The sequence below is a fragment of the Streptomyces guryensis genome (assembly GCF_021261325.1).
In the GTDB taxonomy this organism is placed as follows: Bacteria; Actinomycetota; Actinomycetes; order Streptomycetales; family Streptomycetaceae; genus Streptomyces; species Streptomyces guryensis.
Genome location: NZ_JAJSBI010000035.1, coordinates 1 through 19,906 on the forward strand (window position 1 = coordinate 1; position 19,906 = coordinate 19,906).

Annotated in this window: 19 protein-coding genes and 1 pseudogene; 13 read left to right on the plus strand and 7 right to left on the minus strand. The window is 70.9% G+C overall.

Annotated features, from left to right (window positions below; genetic code table 11):
• The first annotated feature begins 155 nt into the window (after nucleotides 1-155).
• Nucleotides 156-1,853, plus strand: coding sequence for an amidohydrolase (locus tag LJ657_RS41990; RefSeq protein ID WP_232654971.1), 1,698 nt, complete (start codon nucleotides 156-158; stop codon nucleotides 1,851-1,853).
• A 147-nt stretch (nucleotides 1,854-2,000) separates the two neighbouring features.
• Entirely contained in the window at nucleotides 2,001-2,573 is a 573-nt protein-coding gene (locus tag LJ657_RS41995) for a MarR family winged helix-turn-helix transcriptional regulator (RefSeq protein ID WP_232654972.1), read from the plus strand.
• 193 nt (nucleotides 2,574-2,766) lie between these two features.
• Here LJ657_RS41995 and LJ657_RS49220 read toward each other — a convergent pair.
• Nucleotides 2,767-2,988: pseudogene (locus tag LJ657_RS49220) on the minus strand (family 16 glycosylhydrolase); the annotation flags it as partial.
• An 880-nt stretch (nucleotides 2,989-3,868) separates the two neighbouring features.
• On the opposite strand from LJ657_RS49220, the gene LJ657_RS42005 reads away from it, so the two are divergent.
• Entirely contained in the window at nucleotides 3,869-4,618 is a 750-nt protein-coding gene (locus LJ657_RS42005; RefSeq protein WP_372488047.1) for a hypothetical protein, read from the plus strand.
• Between the two features lie 38 nt (nucleotides 4,619-4,656).
• On the opposite strand, the gene LJ657_RS42010 is transcribed toward LJ657_RS42005, so the two are convergent.
• Together LJ657_RS42010 and LJ657_RS42015 are read right to left on the minus strand one after the other, a co-directional pair.
• Nucleotides 4,657-4,998: an MmcQ/YjbR family DNA-binding protein gene (locus tag LJ657_RS42010; RefSeq protein WP_232654973.1), complete on the minus strand. Its 342-nt coding sequence runs from the start codon at nucleotides 4,996-4,998 to the stop codon at nucleotides 4,657-4,659.
• 425 nt (nucleotides 4,999-5,423) lie between these two features.
• Nucleotides 5,424-6,266, minus strand: a complete 843-nt coding sequence (locus tag LJ657_RS42015) for an SMP-30/gluconolactonase/LRE family protein (RefSeq protein ID WP_232654974.1) — start codon at nucleotides 6,264-6,266, stop codon at nucleotides 5,424-5,426.
• Nucleotides 6,267-6,435: 169 nt separating this feature from the next.
• Here LJ657_RS42015 and LJ657_RS42020 point away from each other — a divergent pair, with 169 nt between their 5' ends.
• Complete coding sequence (locus LJ657_RS42020) at nucleotides 6,436-6,864, plus strand: hypothetical protein (protein ID WP_232654975.1); 429 nt, start codon at nucleotides 6,436-6,438, stop codon at nucleotides 6,862-6,864.
• Nucleotides 6,865-6,931: 67 nt separating this feature from the next.
• Complete coding sequence (locus LJ657_RS42025; protein WP_232654976.1) at nucleotides 6,932-7,333, plus strand: hypothetical protein; 402 nt, start codon at nucleotides 6,932-6,934, stop codon at nucleotides 7,331-7,333.
• Nucleotides 7,334-7,352: 19 nt separating this feature from the next.
• Here LJ657_RS42025 and LJ657_RS42030 read toward each other — a convergent pair whose 3' ends face one another.
• Nucleotides 7,353-8,165, minus strand: coding sequence for an SAM-dependent methyltransferase (locus LJ657_RS42030; protein ID WP_308117131.1), 813 nt, complete (start codon nucleotides 8,163-8,165; stop codon nucleotides 7,353-7,355).
• 45 nt (nucleotides 8,166-8,210) lie between these two features.
• Here LJ657_RS42030 and LJ657_RS42035 point away from each other — a divergent pair, with 45 nt between their 5' ends.
• The gene (locus LJ657_RS42035) at nucleotides 8,211-9,653 is read left to right on the plus strand and encodes a PP2C family protein-serine/threonine phosphatase (protein WP_372488048.1); all 1,443 of its coding nucleotides are present in this window, start codon (nucleotides 8,211-8,213) and stop codon (nucleotides 9,651-9,653) included.
• 21 nt (nucleotides 9,654-9,674) lie between these two features.
• On the opposite strand, the gene LJ657_RS42040 is transcribed toward LJ657_RS42035, so the two are convergent.
• Nucleotides 9,675-10,115: an ATP-binding protein gene (locus tag LJ657_RS42040; protein WP_232654977.1), complete on the minus strand. Its 441-nt coding sequence runs from the start codon at nucleotides 10,113-10,115 to the stop codon at nucleotides 9,675-9,677.
• Nucleotides 10,116-10,306: 191 nt separating this feature from the next.
• Between LJ657_RS42040 and LJ657_RS42045 the strand changes: the two genes are divergently transcribed.
• The 3 genes from LJ657_RS42045 to LJ657_RS42055 are packed head-to-tail and all read left to right on the plus strand — an operon-like array spanning nucleotide 10,307 to nucleotide 12,275.
• Nucleotides 10,307-11,185 (plus strand): Sco1979 family transcriptional regulator, encoded by an 879-nt coding sequence (locus tag LJ657_RS42045; RefSeq protein ID WP_232655042.1) that lies wholly within the window; start codon nucleotides 10,307-10,309, stop codon nucleotides 11,183-11,185.
• Nucleotides 11,182-11,475 (plus strand): DUF397 domain-containing protein, encoded by a 294-nt coding sequence (locus LJ657_RS42050; RefSeq protein ID WP_232654978.1) that lies wholly within the window; start codon nucleotides 11,182-11,184, stop codon nucleotides 11,473-11,475. The genes LJ657_RS42045 and LJ657_RS42050 overlap by 4 nt, the downstream gene beginning before the upstream one ends.
• The gene (locus LJ657_RS42055) at nucleotides 11,472-12,275 is read left to right on the plus strand and encodes an SAM-dependent methyltransferase (RefSeq protein WP_232654979.1); all 804 of its coding nucleotides are present in this window, start codon (nucleotides 11,472-11,474) and stop codon (nucleotides 12,273-12,275) included. Before LJ657_RS42050 ends, LJ657_RS42055 begins: the two co-directional genes overlap by 4 nt.
• A gap of 77 nt (nucleotides 12,276-12,352) precedes the next feature.
• Here LJ657_RS42055 and LJ657_RS42060 read toward each other — a convergent pair whose 3' ends face one another.
• On the minus strand, nucleotides 12,353-13,405 hold the full coding sequence (locus tag LJ657_RS42060) for a glycoside hydrolase family 5 protein (protein ID WP_232654980.1): 1,053 nt from the start codon (nucleotides 13,403-13,405) through the stop codon (nucleotides 12,353-12,355).
• Nucleotides 13,406-13,597: 192 nt separating this feature from the next.
• On the opposite strand from LJ657_RS42060, the gene LJ657_RS42065 reads away from it, so the two are divergent.
• Nucleotides 13,598-14,653 (plus strand): LacI family DNA-binding transcriptional regulator, encoded by a 1,056-nt coding sequence (locus LJ657_RS42065; RefSeq protein WP_232654981.1) that lies wholly within the window; start codon nucleotides 13,598-13,600, stop codon nucleotides 14,651-14,653.
• Between the two features lie 80 nt (nucleotides 14,654-14,733).
• Nucleotides 14,734-15,483, plus strand: coding sequence for a YqjF family protein (locus tag LJ657_RS42070; protein WP_232654982.1), 750 nt, complete (start codon nucleotides 14,734-14,736; stop codon nucleotides 15,481-15,483).
• Nucleotides 15,484-15,501: 18 nt separating this feature from the next.
• On the opposite strand, the gene LJ657_RS42075 is transcribed toward LJ657_RS42070, so the two are convergent.
• Nucleotides 15,502-16,080: a hypothetical protein gene (locus LJ657_RS42075; protein ID WP_308117132.1), complete on the minus strand. Its 579-nt coding sequence runs from the start codon at nucleotides 16,078-16,080 to the stop codon at nucleotides 15,502-15,504.
• Between the two features lie 84 nt (nucleotides 16,081-16,164).
• Here LJ657_RS42075 and LJ657_RS42080 point away from each other — a divergent pair, with 84 nt between their 5' ends.
• Both LJ657_RS42080 and LJ657_RS42085 read left to right on the plus strand, forming a co-directional pair.
• Nucleotides 16,165-17,427, plus strand: a complete 1,263-nt coding sequence (locus tag LJ657_RS42080) for an MFS transporter (RefSeq protein WP_232654983.1) — start codon at nucleotides 16,165-16,167, stop codon at nucleotides 17,425-17,427.
• Nucleotides 17,428-17,482: 55 nt separating this feature from the next.
• Entirely contained in the window at nucleotides 17,483-19,864 is a 2,382-nt protein-coding gene (locus LJ657_RS42085) for an ATP-binding cassette domain-containing protein (RefSeq protein WP_232654984.1), read from the plus strand.
• The last annotated feature ends 42 nt before the right edge of the window (nucleotides 19,865-19,906 follow it).

Below are 19,906 nucleotides of genomic sequence, written 5' to 3' on the forward strand. Positions count from 1 at the left end.
CCAAGCACTTCTCCGCCTGGCCCGACAACGGATCAACGTGCTGTTCGCCATGCTCCGCGACGGCACCTTCTACGAACCCAGAACCCCACGCCTCGCTTGACGAAAGACATAGAGGCACCCCCCATACCCTCGTACATATCGCTGAGAGGCAGCGCGTGAGCGACAGCACCCCCACCCTCGTCCTGACCGGCGGCCAGGTACTGACCGTCGACGACGGCTTCACGGTGGCCGAAGGCGTGGCCGTGCGCGGCCGGGCCATCGTCGCCGTGGGCAGCGACGCCGAGATGCGTGCCCTGGCCGGGCCCGGCACGCGCGTCGTGGAACTGGGCGGGCGTGCCGTCCTGCCCGGCATCAACGACTCCCATCTGCACGGAGCGGCGTACGGCATGACGAAGCCGCCGTTCGCCATCGCCGTCGGCCACCCTGCGGTGGGCTCGATCGCCGACATCGCGGACGCCGTGGGCCGGGCGGTGCGGACCGCCCGGCCCGGCGAGTGGATCATCGGCCTCGGCTGGGATCCCGGCTATCTCAGGGAGTGCCTCGCCGACCCGCGCCGCTTCCCGCACCGCCGGGACCTCGACGCGGTCGCGCCCGACAACCCGGTCTGCCTGACCGACTTCTCCTCTCACATGCTGTGGGTCAACAGCGCGGCGCTGCGCCAGTGCGGCATCGGCGCGTCGAGCGTGCCGCCGGGAGGCGGTGTCATCGACCTCGGCCCGGACGGCGAGCCCACCGGCATCCTGCGCGAGGCGGCCCAGGGGCTCGTCCAGACCGCCCTCCCCTCCCCCACCGTCGACCGGCGCCGCCATGCCATCCAGAACGTGATCGCCGAACTCCACTCCCGCGGCATCACGAGTTACACCGAGCCCGGCCTCGGCCCCGGCGGCGCCACCACCCTCTTCGGCGGGCTGAGCACGGACAACTGGACCGCCTACGCCGACCTCGCGGCCACCGGCGAACTGCAGGCCCGGGTCAGCGTCCTGCTGCTGCCCGCGCCGATGGGCGGCTCCGCCGACGACGTACGCAAGGGCCTGGCCGAGCTGCGGCGCCCGGAGTCGGCCGACCCGCGCCTGCTGCGCGCCATCGGCGTCAAGGTCTTCGCCGACGGGGTGCCCCCGAACCGTACGGCCTGGATGAACGAGCCGTACTCCGATGGTGGCCACGGCGCCCTGTGCGTGCACGGTGCCACCCCCGCGCTCCAGGTCGACGAACTGCGCGAGATGATCCGCACCGCCCATGAGGCGGGCTTCCAACTGGGCGTCCACGTCACCGGTGACCGCGCCATCGACACCGTCGTGGACGCCTTCGTCGCCGCGAACGAGGCCACGCCCCGGCCCGACGCCCGGCACTACGTCATCCACGGCGACTTCATCGGCGCCGGCAGCCTCGCCAAGCTCGCCGCGCACGGCTACGGAATCAACATGAACCCGGCCATCAAGTGGACCATCTCCGACCTGATGGACGAGGTCGTCGGACCCGAGCGGTCCGCCTGCCAGTGGCCCGTCCGCTCCGCCGTCGAGGCCGGCGTGGCGGTCTGCGCCAGTTCGGACGCGCCGATCACCGAGCCCGACTGGCGGCAGGGGGTGTCCGCGATGATGCTGCGGGAGTCGAAGGCCAGCGGCCGGCGCAGCGGCCCCGAGCAGTGCGTGGGCCTCGCCGAGGCCCTGCGGGCGTACACGGTCAACGCGGCCCGGCAGGATTTCGCCGAGGAGTGGAAGGGGACGGTCGAGGTCGGCAAGGTCGCGGACCTGTGCGTCCTGGACCGCCCGCTGCTGGACCTGGATCCGCACGCGATCACGGACGCGGAGGTGGACCTGACGGTGTTCGACGGTCGCGTCGTCCACGAACGCTGACGTCCTTCGTGATTCTCTTCGTGATCTCATCGTGGTTCTCATGGGGTTCTCAACGTGGCTTTCGTCGTGGTTCACCACGTGACTCGCTTCGGCATTCCCTTCGTACAATTTGAGTCCGAACGGTCAATGAAGAGCGAGGGAGCACCCGTGCCCGGCCAGCGATCCATCACCGAAGCCGAGAAGCTCGCCGCGGCGAAACTCGGCGGCATCCCGATACGACGGGACCAGATGGCCGCCGTGGCCAACATCTACCGGGCCGCCTCCGCCGTACGCCAGCACGTCGAGAACTCGGTACTGCGCGACTCGGACCTGACCTGGACGGCGTTCGTCGTGCTGTGGGTCGTGTGGGTGTGGGGCGAGTCGGAGACCCGGCACGTGGCCGAGGAGGCGGGGATCTCCAAGGGGACGCTGACCGGGGTGTCGCGCACCCTGGAGTCCCGCGGACTCGTCAGGCGGGCCGGCCACCCGACGGACGGCCGTCTGGTGCTGCTCAGCCTCACCGACGAGGGCGAGCAACTGATGCAGCGGCTGTTCCCCGCGTTCAACGAGGAAGAGGCCTTCGTCACCGGTCAGTTGACGGACGAGGAGTGCCGGGCCCTGGCGGAGGGCCTGCGGCGCGTGGTGATCCAGGTGGAGGAGAATGGCGAGGAGCGCCGCCAGACCCTGCTGGGCGGCGCCGAGCCCGCCCGGCGCCGGAGCGGGCGGCGCCCGAAGGCCTGAGCCTCAACCGGTGGCCCGAGCTGTAGACCGACACGTAGTCGACGAGCATGGGCACGCCGGACCGGGTGGACGAGCCGGGTGTGGCGTGTGCGGCGAGCGGGTCGGGGAGCGCGCCGCCCATGGCCAGGTTCAGCAGGATGAAGTGGCCGTGCCCGGTTGCCGCGTTCCAGGTGGCCGCGTCCATCCGAGAGGCGTTGACGGAGTGGTACTGGACCCCGTCGACGTACCAGCGCAGTTCCTGCGGGGACACACTGCGGTCCCATTCGAAGGCGTAGGTGTGGAAGTTGCCTGCGCAGGCGGTGTCGGGGCACGGACGGTTGGCGCCGATGCCGCTGGTCTCGTTGCAGGGGCCGCCGGGGTCGGTGCCGCAGTGGAGGGTGCCGAAGACCTTGTTGTCGCCGTTGGCGTTCTCCATGACGTCGAACTCCCCGATGCCTGGCCAGTTCTGGTAGTTCCCTCGGAAGGGCGCCCCGAGGGCCCAGAAGGCGGGCCAGTAGCCGTCGGCCGCGTCGCCCGTGACGTCGGGGACCTGGATCCGGCTCTCGATACGCAACTTGCCTCCGGCGGGCGGCTCGAAGTCGCTGCGCTTGGTCTCGATCCGGGCGGAGGTCCAGTTGCCGGCCGCGTCCCTGATCGGGGTGATCTTCAGATTCCCGGCGCCGTCCTGCTGGAGGTTGGCGGGGTCCGAGGCGTAGGTCTGCACCTCCCCCGTGCCCCAGTGCGGGGCGCCGCCCGGGTAACTGGTCCCGGTGTCGACGATCCAGTTGTCACCGGAGGGCGGACTGCCCGCGGCCCCGGCGAAGTCGTCGCTCCAGACCAGGTTCCAGCCGCTGGGAGTCGGCGGACCATCGGCACTGGCGAAGCCGTACAGTCCGCCGCCGAGCAGGGCGAGCCCGCCCAGCACTCCCGTCGCCGCCCTCAGCGGCCGACGTGTCTTCCTTGAATGCTTGCTGCGCAACACGAGATGACCTCCACGAGGTGGGGGAGCAGGAGGTAACAGCTTCAACAGAAACCGCGTCCGCCACTGTGGTGCGCACCGTGAAGGCCGTCAATGGTTACACCTGAGAGCGCTCTCACCTACACCTATGTGGCCGAACGGTGAAGACCCGTCCGGGTGTGGAGAGTTGGAGTGCCGGCCCACCCCTCCGCCATACCCGACACTCCCGCACCTTCACCCCCGCACATCGCCTTGACCACTTCCGTTCCGGCCAGCAGAGTATGGCCCGCCTGAGAGCGCTCTCAAAGCCATCGTGCTCTCAGACCGAGCAGCGTCACCGACCCCGAGGAGAGCAACCATGGCCGAGATCGCCCGTCGGACGATCATCGGGGCGGGGGAGCGCGGCCGCCGCCCTGGCCGTGGCCGGCAGTGGCACGGCTCGCGCTGCCACCGGGTCAGCTCCCGCCGCCGGGACGGAAGACGCCCGGATGCGCGGCCGTGCTTTCCTCGGCGCGGCCGTGGACGGCTACCGGGTCACGGCAGCATCCGCCTGGCCCAGAGCTACACCGATCAGGCCGGGCTCTTCAGCACGGCCTTCACCTACGACAACGCCCTCGCGATCCTGGCCCACCTCGCCCACTCGAGCACCGGGTCGCGCGCCAGGGCCGTGTCTGTCGGGGACGCTCTGCTCTACGCACAGGCTCACGACCCGCAGCACGCGGACGGCAGGCCCCGGCAGGCGTACAACGTGGGGCCGTACGTCTTCTACGACGGTTCACCACAGCCGGACGGCTTTGTGCGCACGGACGGCAGCGTAAATGTCGGCACGCAGTTCGGCTTCACGGGTACGGCTGTCGGGTACATGGCCTGGGCGAGCATCGCGCTGTCTGCGCCGGCCCACCGCACGCGGGCTTGGCGGTTTCTGGCAGGTGCCGTTCTGATCGGCGAGTGGGTGGAGGCGCACGGCCTGACCGACGAACCGCTCGGCGCCAGTCCTCTGTACACCGGTTTCGGCTTCGGCTTCGGCTACCACCCGTACCGGCACGTCGGCGCGACGGCCTGGTATCTGCTGGCGGCGGCCCGCGCCAATCCGCTGCGCGGACGCTGAGCCGCCCCGGGCAGGTGTCCGGCCGCTGAGGACCGTCCTCAGTCCCCGGCGGGACCCTTGTGCCGGCCGCCGACGAACGCCAGGGCTTCCCGCGCAAGGGGTGACCAGTCCAGGGTGGAGTCCGGGGAGAGAGCGAACCACTCCTTCATGGGCGTGCCCTTGTTGGCGTCGAAGTTGCCCCCCTCTCCACCGTCCACCAGCCCGTCCACTCGCTCTCCGGGCAGTTTCACCACCAACTGCCCGCGGACCAGCATCGCGAATATTTTGTTGTGCACCCGCAGCGCGCTCCGACCGAAGCCGGAGCCGCCGGGAGGAGTGACCCCGGGCAGGCCCAGCAGCTCGGTCACCAGGTCGTCGAAGCGCTCTTCGGCCGGTGTCATACGGCTCCTCCCGGATCCTGCGGCGATACCGCTGCCCGGCCCACTGAATCACGCCGTCATGAGTGGCGCAGCCGGTCGAAGCGGAACGGTTCCAGGACTTCGGGGCGCCGCCCGGTGCGGACGTACTCGGTGAGTCGGCGCCCTGTGACCGGCCCCAGGGTGACGCCGAACGTTTCTTGACCCGCGCCGGTCCTGAACCCCACCGCCTCCGCATTCTCGTGGACTTCACCCCTGCTGCGGCCAGGGGCCGGCCGAGCCCGAGGGCGAATGCTTCCGGGGTCGACCACGCCCTCGCCCGCCGAGATGCGCCGCGCGCACGTTGTACGGCGAGGTGGTGGAGGGCCTCCGCCGGGGAGATCCACGGCCGGTTCCTGGCGGGGCTCGATGCGGGCACGCCGTTCCTGTGAGGCGCGGTCGTCACAGTCCTACGGCCGTCCCGCACCCGGCACCTCGACCGGAACGGCGAGCACCTGCCCTGTTCCGGGTGCGACCATCTCGGTCTCGGTCATGCCCTGCCATCGCGCCGCGGTGACGAACAGCGTGCTGCGGTCGGGGCCGCCGAGCACGCACGCGAAGGCTCCGCGGTCCACGGGTACGGTCCGCAGGACGGTGCCGCCTTCCGCGACGCGCACGCACCGCCGGTTGGGCACGTCCGCGTACCAGACGGCGTTCTCCGCGTCGATGCAGATGCCGTCCGGGACGCCCTCGCCCAGATCGGCCCAGACGCGTCGCCGCAACAGGGTGCCGTCGGCGTCGATGTCGAAGGCGAGCAGCTGGTGGCGGTAGGAGTCGGCGACGATCAGGGTGGCGTCGTCGGCGGTCACCGCCATGCCGTTGGGAAAGGCGATGTCGTCGGCCACCTCGCGCACCGAGCCGTCGGGGGCGGCCAGGTGGACGGAGCCGGGTTTGACGTCCTCTCCCGCCATCGGGTCGAAGTCGGCTCGGTTGACGTAGGTGTTGCCGCGGCCGTCCGCGATGATGTCGTTCCAGCCCGGGATGCCGAGATCCACGTACTCGACCAGGCTGCCGTCGGGCTGACGGCGCAGCAGCCGCCCTTCCGCGGACGAGACGATCAGCAGCCGGTCGTCGGGAAGCCAGGCGGTGCACAGGGGCAGCGACGGCACCCGGGCGACGACCTCGCTGCGGCCGGCCCGGTCGACGGCGACGACCTCGCCGGCGGTCCAGTCGGAGAAGTACAGCCTCTCGCCGTGCCAGCGGGGTGACTCGACCAGGCCTCGGCCGGTGAGCAGCGTGGATACCTGGGTCATCGTCCTCACAGCCCTTCGCTCGGAGCGGCGCGGTGCCGGCCTCTCACCTTCTACACGAACAACCCCCCGCCGAATCGACAGCACACGGCAACCCTGTGACATCACAGGATGTCTCCTTCCTCCTTCGATGCCATGGTCGTTGGCCATCGGCAACCGAACGGAGGAACCGATGCTGACGTCACGACCGACCGACTCCCGGCTGGGTTCGGCGATCGCCGCGGGGGCCGCCGCCGTCCTGCTCGCCGGGGCCGGACTGCTCACGGCCGCGCCCGCCCAGGCCGATCCTCGGCCGTGCCCCGGCGCCGGCCCGGGCGACCCGGCACGCTGCGCCCAAGTGATCGGCATCGATGCGGGCTCGTCCCTGGTGATGCGCACAGCACCGCGCTACGGCGCCGCGCCGGTGGCCCGGTTCGGCAACGGGCAGTGGCTGGAGCTCGACTGCTGGACCACCGGCGACCCGGACGCGGACGCGGACGGCCACGGCTACCGCTACTGGATGCAGGTCTCCACCGGCAGTGTCAACGGCTTCGTCAACGACTGGTACCTCGACAGCGGCGGCCCGGGCGTGTGGAAGGCCCAGATCCCGCGGTGCGCCTGATCCCTCCTCGATCCGGGCCAAGCGAAGCGATCCAGTCGAACCAGCCGAACCGACGGAGGCAACCCTCATGACTCGTCTGCGTGCTCTCACCGCGGTGGGCATCGCCCTGACCGCCACGGCCTCGGCCGTCCTCGCCGGTGCGGGGCCGGCCGGCGCCGCGATCCACTCGTGCAGCATCTCAGGTGATCCGGCCCTGTGCGCCAATGTCACCGGCATCGACGCCGGCTCCTACCTGGCCGTGCGCACCGCCCCCAGATACGGCGCGTCGGAGTCGCCGGTCTTCGGCCACCACCACAACGGGGACGAACTCGGCCTGATCTGCTGGACCACCGGCGACCCGGACGCGGACGGCCACGGCTACCGCTACTGGATGCAGGTCTCCACCGGCAGTGTCAACGGCTTCGTCAACGACTGGTACCTGGACACCGGAGGCCCCAACACCTGGAAGTCCCGGATCCCGCAGTGCTGAGCCCAGCCGTGCCGCCCCGCTAGGCGGACTTTCGGCCGACTCCCGCGTACACCCAGTACTCCGACGGCTTGTCCGGGATCGGGTCGCCGGGGTCCGGGCGCCACAGCGGCACGTGGACCAGGCCCGGCTGCACGAGGTCGAAGCCGGTGAACAGGTCGTGGATCTCGTCGTGGGAGCGGGCGGTGACCGGGGAGGTGGCCCTGGCGCTGTACAGCTTGCTCACGGCGGCGGCCGTGTCCGGGCGGTCCTCGTTCGTGGCATGGGTCAGTGCCAGCCAGCTGCCGTCGGGCAGGGCGTCCCGGAAGGCGGCGACGATGCCGGCCGGGTTCTCCTCGGGCGTGACGAAGTGCAGGATCGCGACCATCAGCACGGCGACGGGCTGTTCGAAGTCGATCAGTTCGCGCAGCTTCGAGGAGGACAGGACGTCGTCGGGCCGGCGGATGTCGGCGTCGACGATGCCCGCGTCCGGGTTGTCCGCGAGCAGGGAGGTGCTGTGGGCCACGGCCACGGGGTCCTTGTCCACGTAGACCACCCGGGCCCCGGGGCTTGCCGCCTGGGCCACCTCGTGCACGTTGCCCTGGGTGGGGATGCCCGAGCCGAGGTCGATGAACTGCCGCACCCCGGTGTCGACCAGGTGGCGCACGGCTCGTCCGAGGAAGGCGCGGTTGGCCCGGGCCAGCGTGCGCACCTGGGGATCGATGCCGGTGACGGCCGCCACCGCCTCACGGTCTATGGCGAAATTGTGCTGCCCGCCCAGCATGGCGTCGTACATGCGGGCCACACTCGCCTTGTCGGGATCGGTCCCCGGCGGAATCCGTTCGTTGTCGAGCACTACAACTCCCTTTCCGGCCAGGGGCCTTGACGCGACATCATATAGTTGCCGACGACGCACGGCGAGCCACCCTCATCGCCGTGCGCCCGGAGCCCCACACCCGGAAAGGCACGACCCCTGCGGAACGAACCGCGCAGCCGCATCGACGCACCCCCCGCCGCACTGCCCTCGCCCCGCCGGTCGGCCTTCTCCCCCGCCGCCGACGCCATCGGCTCGGAACTCGACCTGGGGCTGACCGCCACCCATGTCGTGCACGCGCTGACCCCCGGCTTCTGCGATGCGGCATCGATCTACCTGCTGGAGCGCTGGCTGCGCGACGAGAACGCGTACGCCGTCGCGGACCCGCCCCAGATAGAGGCGCGCCGTCTGGCGCTGCGCATCGGCACGGACGCGGTCGAGGACTGGGAGGGCGTGCTGCCGGTCGGCGAGGTGATCGTCTTCCCGCGTGAGACGCCGTACGCCCGCGCTCTCGCCGCCGGGCACGCGCAGTTGCTCGACGCGATCGACCCGCACACCTCCCAGCGGCTGGTGGCCTCCGGGGGCGGCGACGCGCGGATCGATGATCTGCTGCACGTGTCGTCCTTCGTCGTCGTCCCGCTTCAGCTGCGGGGCACCGCGGTCGGCTTCGTCGCCTGCTCGCGCGGCCCGGACCGGGCCCCCTTCCGGCCGGCTGACGTACTGGCCGCGGAGGCGCTGGCCGCTCGAGCCGCCACCGCCCTGGACAACGCACGACGCTACGAGCGCGAGCGCCGCACCGCCCTGGCCATCCGGAACAGCCTGCTGCCCGGCACGACCCGGGAGGTCGAGGGGTGCCGCATCGCCCACGGGTACCTGCCCGCCGGGCAGGGCAACATCATCGGCGGTGACTGGTTCGACGTGCTGAAACGGCCGGGTGACCGGGTCAGTCTCGTCGTCGGGGACGCCATGGGACACGGCCCGGAGTCAGCCGTCGCGATGATCCAGCTGCGCACCGCCGTACGCACCCTGGCCACCCTCGACATCCCGCCGGCCGATCTCATACGACGTCTCGACGCGCTCGCCTGCGACACCCCCGGAGCATCGTTCGCGACCTGTATCTACGCCGAGTGGGACGCCCGGCAGCGCATCTGCACCCTGGTGGGGGCCGGCCACCCGCCGCCGCTGCTGCGCGGCCCCGACGGCCGGACCGCGCCGGTCGTCCTCGCCAGCCCGGGCCTGCCTCTGGGGCTGGGTACGGGCAGTTACGAGGCGACCGTGCTGACCGTGGACGAACCCGCCCTGCTCGGGCTCTACAGCGACGGCCTGGTCGAGTCCCGGGACGCCGACATCGACCAGGAGATCGTCCGCCTCGCCCGCGCCCTGGACACGGCGGCCGTCGAGCCCACGGCCGCCGGCGAGCAGGACCCGCTGCAGTCCCTGTGCCGGCGGCTGCTCGGCACCCCTTCGGCCTCGGCCGCCGCCGACGACCGCACCCTGCTGCTCGCCGAGCTGACGCCTCTGAAGGGCTGAACGCCCTTTCCCGGCAGGCTCTCAGGCCGTCAGGTGCGCCCACACGGCGTTGCCGCCGGTGAGCCTCGACCGGTCGACGCCCCAGCTGTCCGCGATCTCCTCCACGATGAGCAGGCCGCGACCGCTCTCGTCGTCCGGGCACGGCTCGCACCGGGGCAGGCCGCGGTCCGTGCGGTCGTGGTCGTGGACCTCGAGACGCAGGCACGTGTCGCTGATGAGCCCGATGCCGCACAGGATCTTGGCGCTGAGTGTGTGACGTACGGCGTTGGTGGCCAGTTCGGACACGAGCAGGACGGCGTCCGCGCACAGGTCGCCCGGCAGGCGCCAGGCGCTCAGCCGCGCGCCGATGGAGCGGCGGGCGACCCTGATGCTGGAGCGGTGCGGCGGCAGTTCGAGCCAGTGCGTGCGCTCCGGGTTCGGGGCGTCTAACAGCTGCGGGGAGGAAGTCGTGTGGGGGGACACGCAGTTGCCTTCCGTGGGGAGCGGGGCGCGCAGTGACCGTCGAAACGATTCACACAAGTAACTATGCTCACAGGGCAGTTCAAGCTGCAACCAGCTGCCTGATAATTTCATGGAGCCGGTATCTGTCCGGCAGCGTCGACAAGTCGCTTTGGTCGGCTGGACGGTGACGTCCACTCAGGAGGTAGGGCGTGGTGAACGAAGGTCGGTCGGGCGCGGGCAACAGCCCCAGTGCTCCCACCGTTCTCCGCATGATCCTCGGCCGGCGGCTGCAGGAGCGGCGCCAGGACGCGGGTCTGTCGCTGGACGAGGCGGCCAGGGCCCTGCGGGTGACGTCCCTGACCATCCGCCGCCTGGAGAAGGCGGAGGTCGGCCTCAAGCCCCTCTACGTGGACAAGCTGCTGGAGACGTACGGGGCCGAACGGCAGGAGATCGACGAGTTCGTCGACCTGGCCGAGCGGGCCAACGAGCCCGGCTGGTGGCATGTGTACCGCGATGTGCTGCCCAGCTGGTTCAGCGGATACGTGAGCCTGGAGACCGGGGCCACGACGCTGCGCACCTACGAGCCGCACTATGTGACGGGACTGCTGCAGACCCACGACTACGCGCGCGAGGTCCTGCGCGGCGGCTTCCCGGGCGGCAGCGCGGAGGATCTCGAACGGCGGGTGGACCTGCGGCTGCGCCGCCAGGGCCTGCTGGAGAGATCCGACGCCCCGACGCTGTGGGTGGTGCTGGAGGAGGCGGTGCTGCACCGGGTGGTGGGCGGCTCCGAGGTGATGCGGGAGCAGATCGACCGGCTCCTGGAGGTCTCGGAGCTGGAGCACGTCAGCGTCGACGTGGTGCCGTTCACCGCGGGAGCCCACGTCGGCGCCTGCGCCCCCTTCACATACTTCCGGTTCAAGGAGCCGGAGCTGCCCGACATCGTCTACAGCGAGATCCTCTCCGGCGCCATGTACCTGGACCAGCGCTCGGACGTCGCGGCCCATCTCGAGGCGCACAACCGCATGTCCCTGCTGACCTCGGACACGGACAGCAGGGCACTCCTGTACCGCATGCGAAAGGAGTACTCATGACCAGCGTCGACAGCAGTGTCCGCGGCGTCTACAACGGCATGCCGGCGTCGGACCTCGGTGAACAGGGCTGGGAGTCTCCGTGGAGCGGTCCCAACGGGGGCCAGTGCGTGCAGACGAAACAGCTCGCCGACGGCCGTGTGGCCCTGCGGCAGTCGACCGATCCGGCCGGCCCCGCGCTGATCTACACCCCGGAGGAGATCACCGCGTTCGTCGCGGGGGTCAAACGAGGTCTCGCCGATCACCTGACGGCGCTGTACCCCCCACGCACACCACCGAAAGGGACAGCATGACCAACTCGCCCGCGCGGGACATCGACACCAGTCGGCCCCACTCCGCCCGGATGTACGACTACTACCTCGGCGGCAAGGACCACTTCGAGGTCGACAAGCTGGCCGCGGAGACCGTCGCTTCGGTCTACCCGGCCATCTTCGTGTGCGCCCGTGAGAACCGGGCGTTCATGCATCGCGCCACCCGGGTGCTCGCCCAGGAGCACGGCATCCGCCAGTGGCTGGACATCGGCACCGGTATCCCCACCGAGCCGAACCTGCACCAGGTGGCCCAGTCCGTGGTCCCCGAGGCCAGGGTGGTCTACGCGGACAACGACCCGCTCGTCCTCAAGTACGCCGAGCGTCTGATGCGCAGCACGGCCCAGGGCCGCACCACGTACATCGAGGCGGATGTCAACGACCCGGCCGCGCTGCTGAACTCCACCGCCCTGGCCGAGGTCCTGAACCTGGACCAGCCCGTGGCCCTGTCCCTCAACGCCCTGATGCACTTCGTGACGGACGCGCAGGACCCGTACGGCATCGTGGACCGTCTGTTGGCCGTCCTCCCCTCGGGCAGCGCGCTGGCCCTGAGCCACTGCACGCCCGACTTCGACCCGGCCACCTGGCAGAAGGTCACCGACATCTACACCAATGCGGGCACGCCGGTGCAGTTCCGCTCGAAGGACGAGGTCGCCCGGTTCTTCAGCGGGCTCGACCTGCTCGCCCCCGGAATCGCCGTCGGCCACCGCTGGCGCCCGGACGGCGACTGCGACGCCACGGACGCCGAGGTCAGCCTCTGGACCGGGGTGGGCATCAAGCCGTAGCCGCGAGGTGCAGGGGGGCGGACGGCCCCGGACCCGAGCGGGTCCGGGGCCGTCCGGCAGTTTCGGCGAGAGGCCGGTCAGGGCTGGACGGGCCGGCCGCGTCCCCAGGCCCAGGCGAGACGGTCGGCGCCGGACTGGTTGGTGGTGGCGAGCCACGGGCGGGAGGGGTTGCCGACGAGCTTCTGCATCGAGTAGATGTCGTCGGTGCGCAGGCCCGGCCAGTACACCGAGCCCATCTTCAGCTCGCGGGCGGTGTCCGTCTCGGCCTGGATGAAGTTGACGTAGTTGTCGTCGGGCGCCGGCTTGTCGTAGTTCAGGCCGGTGGTCATCGGGGCGCCGAACTCGTCGATGACCGTACGGCTCGCGCAGTCGCCGATGCGCTCCTTGAGGTCGGCGGTCCACTGGTCGTAGGTGGCGTACGACTTCCAGAAGCCGTAGTGGTGCAGCGACAGGTAGGTGCCCTTCAGCCGCGGGTCGGCGCAGACCGAGGTGACGTGGTCGTTGTAGCCGGCGCCACTGACGAAGACGCGGCCCCGCGGGACGGACCCGTACGTCGACAGCCACTTGGCGGCGATGTCGGCCCACTGGGTGTCGGTGTAGCCGTGCGGCTCGTTCATCGGCTCGAAGTAGACCTTCGAGTTGCCCTTGTAGGCCTTGACGACGGTGTTCCACATCGGCCAGTAGGTGGCCTCGTCGTCGATGAAGCCGTCCTTCTGGGCGCCCGTGCCCTCCCAGTAGGAAAGGATCACCTTGAAGCCCTTGTCCGTGGCCGCGTCGATCACTCCGCGGTACGACTTCCAGTAGGAGCCGTTGACGGTGTACGGGTTGATCGGCAGGCGGACGGTGTTGGCACCGAGGTTGGCGCGGAACGCCGAGATGACCCGGCTCGCCTTGGTGTACGTCTGGGCGTAGCTGTCGGAGAGCGACAGGCCGGACAGGACGACGGGGTCGTTGGCGTAGTTGTCGCGGGGGTCGGCCCAGTTGACGCCCTTGAACTGGGTGGTGTCCGTTTTCGGTGCGGCGGAGGCGGGGCTGCCGGCGAGGGTCGCGCCGCTGACCGCGGCGATCGCGACCGCCGCGCAGGCGGCGCGCAGCCGGGGAGCGAGGCGGTTGGTGGGGGTCTTGCGCATCGACGTGGCCTTTCAGGAGGTGGCGGCTCGGCGCCCCGCATGTTTACGTAAACATGTGCTGTCGTCGCAACGGATGTTTACGTAAACTCGGCGGCGCCGGAATCGTGGCATCCGCCTCAGCGGCCGTCAAGGCTCCTCACGCGTAACATCCGGTGCGTCGCGCAACAGGTCGGGGACCCGAGGGAGGCACCAGTGGTGGAACGGGGCAGCACCGGCGTTCCGGGCGGACGCCGCAAGCAGCGGGTCTCCATGGCCGATGTCGCCAAGCTGGCCGGCGTCTCCTCCCAGACGGTCTCGCGGGTCTCCAACGGCTACCCCGGGGTGATCGGCGCGACCCGGGAGCAGGTGCTCACGGCGATGCGGGATCTCGGCTATCGGCCCAACAGCGCGGCGCGCGCCCTGCGCTACGGGCAGTTCAACACCATCGGTGTGATCCTCTTCAGCCTGTCCTCGACGGGCAACAGCCGCACCGTGGAGGCGATCGCCACCCGTGCCGCGGCAGAGGGGTACGCGATCACCCTGATCCCCATCGACGTCCCGACCCAGGACAACGTACTGGGGGCCTTTACGCGGATGGGCGAGCTGGCCGTCGACGCCGTGATCGTCATCATGGAGATCCATCTGCTGGACACCGGCACGGTGCAGCTGCCGCCCGGCGTGCACGTCGTCGTCGTGGACTCCGACGCCGGCGACCGCTACAGCGTGGTCGACACCGACCAGGCCGACGGGGCCCGCAAGGCCGTGAGCCACCTGCTGGACCTGGGCCACCGCACCGTATGGCATGTCACCGGCCCGGAGACGTCCTTCGCCGGGCAGCGCCGAACTCAGGCCTGGCGCAGGGTCCTTGAGGAGGCCGGACGCCCAGTTCCGCCGCCCCTGCACGGCGACTGGTCGGCCGAGTCCGGCTACGCGGCCGGTCTCGCGCTCGCCGCACAGCCCGACTGCACCGCCGTGTTCGCGTCCAACGACCAGATGGCGCTGGGGCTGCTGCGCGCCTTCCACGAGCGCGGTTTGAGGGTGCCCGCGGACATCAGCGTCGTCGGCTTCGACGACATCCCCGACGCCGCCTTCTTCGTCCCGCCGCTGACCACCGTCCACCAGGACTTCGCGGAGGTCGGCCGCCGCTGCGTCCAGGACGCCCTGCACCAGATCCGCACCCACGGCGGCTCACAGCCCGGCACCGATCTCGTCCCGACCAGCCTGGTGGTCAGGCACAGCACCGCGGCACCGCCGGACCGGCATCGATGACTGTGCTCTCGCCCCAGACGCCGGCAGACCCGAGCCCGTTCGAGCAGCCGGGCCGGCACTCGGCTGCCACAAGTCCGGGCATGGAGACCGAACCGGTCACCCCGTCCACGCCGCGGCCCGTGCGCAGGCCGATGCTGGTGCAGGGCTGGCACGAACTGACCTTCCTGCACTGGCCGGTGGACCCCGAGCGGGTGGCCGCTCTGCTGCCCGCCGGGACCCGGCCGGACACGCTCGACGGGGTCACCTACGTCGGCCTGGTGCCGTTCCTGATGCGTGGCGTGGGCCTCGGCCCGGGGCCCGGGCTACCGTATCTCGGCACGTTCTGCGAGACGAACGTACGGCTGTACTCGGTGGACGGGCAGGGCCGCCGCGGTGTCGTGTTCCGCTCCCTGGACGCGACCCGGCTGCTGCCCGTGCTGGCGGGGCGGCTGGGCGTACGGCTGCCCTATGTGTGGTCGGCGATGCGACTGCACCGCGAGAACGACAGACTCACCTACACCTGCCGCCGCGGACGACCCGCGGGCCGTGGCCCCAGCAGCCGGGTCGTGGTCCGACCCGGCGCGCCCATAGCGCGGCCCACACCGCTGGAGCTGTTCCTCACCGCCCGCTGGGGCATGCACGTGCCGTGGCACGGCCGCACCGTCCACCTGCCGAACGAGCACGCGCCGTGGCCGCTGCACCGGGCCGAACTGCTCGACCTGGACGACGAGTTGATCACGGCGGCCGGTCTGCCACGCATGACGGACGCGCCGGCCAGCGTGCTCTACTCGCCGGGCGTCTCGGTCCGGTTCGGGACAGCGTCCGCCCTGAGGCCGTCCCTCAGCGGATAGGGGCCCCGGGAAACGGCGTCACGACGCACTCGGCTGCGGTGTCGGCCCCGCCACCCCCAGTTGCCTGATGGTCCCGCCGAGCCTGGGCCGGAAGCCCTCCAGCATCTTCGGCTGCGCGCTGACCACCCAGCGGGAGCCCACGAGGTACCTGCCCCCGTACATGGCCGCGCTGTCGAGCCAGACCTGCTGGAACTCGTCCCGGGGGAAGGTGGTGATGAGGTAGTCGGCGTTCTTCGTGTGGCAGACGCCCTGGCGCAGTTCCTCCGCCTCCACCCGGATCCTGGCCTTGCAGCCGGTCAGTGCGGCGATGACCTCGACCTTCGCCGGGGCCACAACTCCCGCCTCCGGGGCGGCGGTCACCGCCGTCCTGGTCGCCTTGGACCGTTCAGAGGCGTCGTCCTCTCCCCCGCTGCAGGCCGCGGCCAGGGGAAGGAGGGCCAGACTGCCGGCCAGTGTCGCGCCGCGCACCAGCCGGGCGGTGGGCGGGATGCGTACGGTGCGTCCTCGTGGGGGGTGCGGCCACACGTGCGTCTCCATCTCGGCGCGGTTGCGCCCGCCCAGGGCGGACGGGCGTACCACAGGGGTACGCGTGGACACCGGCGGCTGTTCACCGGCCGCCGTATCCAGAACGATCAGGAATCGAGAAGCGCCGCCCGCTCAGCCACACCTACGGTGACCGGGGTGATCCCACGCCTCGTTCCCTCCCCGTACCGGCCGGTGCTCGCCCACCGGCTGTTCCGGCGGCTGATCCTCGGCTTCGCGGTGTCCTGCCTCGGTGACGGCATGAGCTTCGTCGCGGTGGCGTGGCTCGCCATCGAGCTCGCGCCGCAGGCCGGTGCCGGACTGTGGGTCGGCGGCGCGGTCGCCGCGTACACCCTGCCGGGTGTGGTCGGGGCGCTGGTGCTCGGCCGCCGGCTGCGCAGGGTGCCGGCCAGGCGGCTGCTGGTCGCCGACAGCATGGTGCGCGGTGTGTTCCTGGGCGCCGTGCCACTCGCCTGGTTCGCCGGGCTGCTTTCGCCGTCGCTGTACGTCGTGCTGCTCGCGTCGTCGTCACTGCTGCACGCGTGGGGCGGCGCGGGCAAGTACACCCTGCTCGCCGAACTGCTGCCGGACGAGCAGCGACTCGCCGCGAACACCCTGGTCGGCTCGCTGGACTTCGCCGCCACGATCGCCGGGCCCGCCCTCGCCGGTGTGCTGGTGACGTACGTGAGTCCCGCGCTCGTACTCGGTCTGGACGCGCTCACGTACGTGTTCCTCGCCGTGCTCGTCGTGCGCACCCGGCTGCCGGAGTCGGGACCTGTCTCCCCCGTCGCCGGAGCGGCCGCCCGCGGCGGACTCGCGCTGCTGCGGTCCCGTCCCGAGCTGCTCGGGCTGCTGGCGCTCACCTGGTTCTTCAACTTCCTGTACGGCCCGGTCGAGGTCGCCCTGCCGCTGCATGTGACCGACGACCTGCACGCGCCGGGCACACTGCTGGGCCTGTACTGGATGCTGTTCGGCTGCGGCGCGGTGCTCGGCTCGCTGGCGGTCGGCGCGCTGCGGCGGCTGCCGCTGTGGCCCGTGACGGTCGGCATCGTGACGGCCTGGGGGCTCGCACTGGTGCCGTTCGGGGCCGGGGCGCCGACGGCCGTCACCGTCGCGTGCTTCGCCCTCGGCGGCGCGGTCTACGGCCCGTTCGTGGCGCTCTCGGTGACGCTGATGCAGGCGAAGTCGCCTCCGCGGCACCTGGCCGCGATGCTGGCGGCCCGCAGCGCGGTGCTGCTCACCGCGTCGCCGCTGGGCACGGCGCTCGGCGGACCGCTCACCGCGGCGCTGGGCCCGCGCGCGGCGCTCGGCGGCTCGGGGCTCGCCACAGTGGCGCTCGGCGCGCTCGCGTGCATCCTGCTGCTGGCCCGGCGTGGCAACCGATCAGGAATCGAGAAGCGCGCTCTCGTGAGCCGCGGCTAACGTGACCGCAGAACGACGACTCCCGCGCCCGCCCGGCCCGACCCATGGAGAGACGATGACCACGGCGAAGAGGACGAACGCGCAGGTGCCCGCGCTGCACGCCGCAGACAGCCACGACATGATCCGCGTGCACGGCGCGCGCGAGAACAACCTCAAGGACGTCAGCATCGAGATCCCGAAGCGCCGGCTGACGGTGTTCACCGGTGTCTCCGGCTCGGGCAAGAGCTCGCTGGTCTTCGACACGATCGCCGCGGAGTCGCAGCGTCTGATCAACGAGACCTACAGCGCCTTCGTGCAGGGCTTCATGCCCAGCCTGTCGCGGCCCGAGGTCGACGTCCTGGACGGTCTGACCACCGCGATCAGCGTCGACCAGCAGCGGATGGGCGCCGACCCGCGCTCCACGGTCGGCACCGCCACCGACGCCAACGCGATGCTGCGGATCCTGTTCAGCCGGCTCGGCAAGCCGTACGTCGGACCGCCCGGAGCGTTCGCGTTCAACGTGCCGTCGGTGTCGGCGGCCGGTGCGATCTCGGTGGGCGGCGGCACCAAGCAGAAGGTCACGTTCAACAAGGTGGGCGGCATGTGCCCGCGCTGCGAGGGCCGCGGCTCGGTCTCCGACCTGGACCTGACCCAGCTGTACGACGACAGCAAGTCGATCAACGAGGGCGCGTTCACCATCCCCGGCTACACCGGCGGCGGCTGGAACTCCCGGCTGTACGCGGAGTCCGGCTTCTTCGACGCGGACAAACCGATCCGCACCTTCACGAAGAAGGAGCTGCACGACCTCCTGCACCGCGAGCCGGTCCGGATGAAGATCGCGGGCATCAACATGACCTACGAGGGTCTGATCCCGCGCCTCCAGAAGTCGATGCTGTCCAAGGACAAGGAGGCGATGCAGCCGCACATCCGGGCCTTCGTGGAGCGTGCGGTCACCTTCACCGTCTGTCCCGAGTGCGAGGGCACCCGGCTCGCCGAGCACGCCCGCTCCTCGAAGATCGAGAAGATCTCGATCGCGGACGCCTGCGCGATGGAGATCAGGGACCTGGCCGGCTGGGTACGGGAACTCGCGGAGCCGTCGGTGGCGCCGCTGCTGACCGCGCTGCAGCAGACGCTCGACTCGTTCGTCGAGATCGGTCTCGGCTACCTCTCGCTGAACCGGCCCGCCGGCACGCTCTCCGGTGGTGAGGCGCAGCGCGTCAAGATGATCCGCCACCTCGGCTCCTCGCTCACCGACGTCACCTACGTCTTCGACGAGCCGACCGCGGGCCTGCACCCGCACGACATCCAGCGGATGAACGGTCTGCTGCTGCGGCTGCGGGACAAGGGCAACACGGTCCTCGTCGTCGAGCACAAGCCGGAGGTCATCGCGATCGCGGACCACGTGGTCGACCTCGGCCCCGGCGCAGGCACGGCGGGCGGCACCGTCTGCTACGAGGGCACGCTCGACGGGCTGCGCGGCAGCGACACCGTCACCGGACGCCACCTCGGCGACCGATCGAAGCTCAAGGAGGGGGTGCGCGAGGCCACCGGCACCCTGGAGATCCGCGGCGCCACGGCGAACAACCTGCGGGACGTCGACGTGGACATCCCGCTCGGTGTGCTGGCCGTGATCACCGGCGTCGCGGGGTCCGGCAAGAGCTCGCTCGTGCACGGGTCGATCCCCGAGGAGCTCGGGGTCGTCTCGGTCGACCAGAGCCCGATCCGGGGGTCGCGGCGCAGCAACCCGGCGACGTACACCGGTCTTCTCGAACCGATCCGCAAGGCGTTCGCCAAGGCCAACGGCGTCAAGCCCGCCCTGTTCAGCGCCAACTCCGAGGGTGCCTGCCCGACGTGCAACGGGGCGGGCGTCGTCTACACCGACCTGGCGATGATGGCCGGGGTCGCCAGCACCTGCGAGGACTGTGAGGGCAAGCGGTTCGACGCCTCGGTCCTGGAGTACCGGCTCGGCGGCCGGGACATCTCCGAGGTGCTCGCGATGCCGGTGTCTCAGGCCCTGGAGTTCCTCGCCGAGGGTGAGGCCCGCACCCCGGCCGCGCACAAGATCCTGGAACGTCTCGCGGACGTCGGGCTCGGCTATCTCACCCTCGGCCAGCCGCTCACCACGCTCTCCGGCGGTGAGCGCCAGCGCCTGAAGCTCGCCACGCACATGGGCGACAAGGGCGGCGTCTACGTCCTCGACGAACCGACCACCGGGCTCCACCTCGCCGATGTCGAACAACTCCTCGGTCTGCTGGACCGGTTGGTCGACTCCGGCAAGTCCGTGATCGTCATCGAACACCACCAGGCGGTCATGGCGCACGCCGACTGGATCATCGACCTCGGCCCCGGTGCCGGCCACGACGGCGGCCGCATCGTCTTCGAGGGCACACCGGCCGACCTGGTCGCCACCCGTTCCACCCTCACCGGAGAGCATCTCGCGGAGTACGTCGGCGCCTGACGGGGCGGCGACGGCGTCCTGGTCGGCCTTGACTCCGCCCAA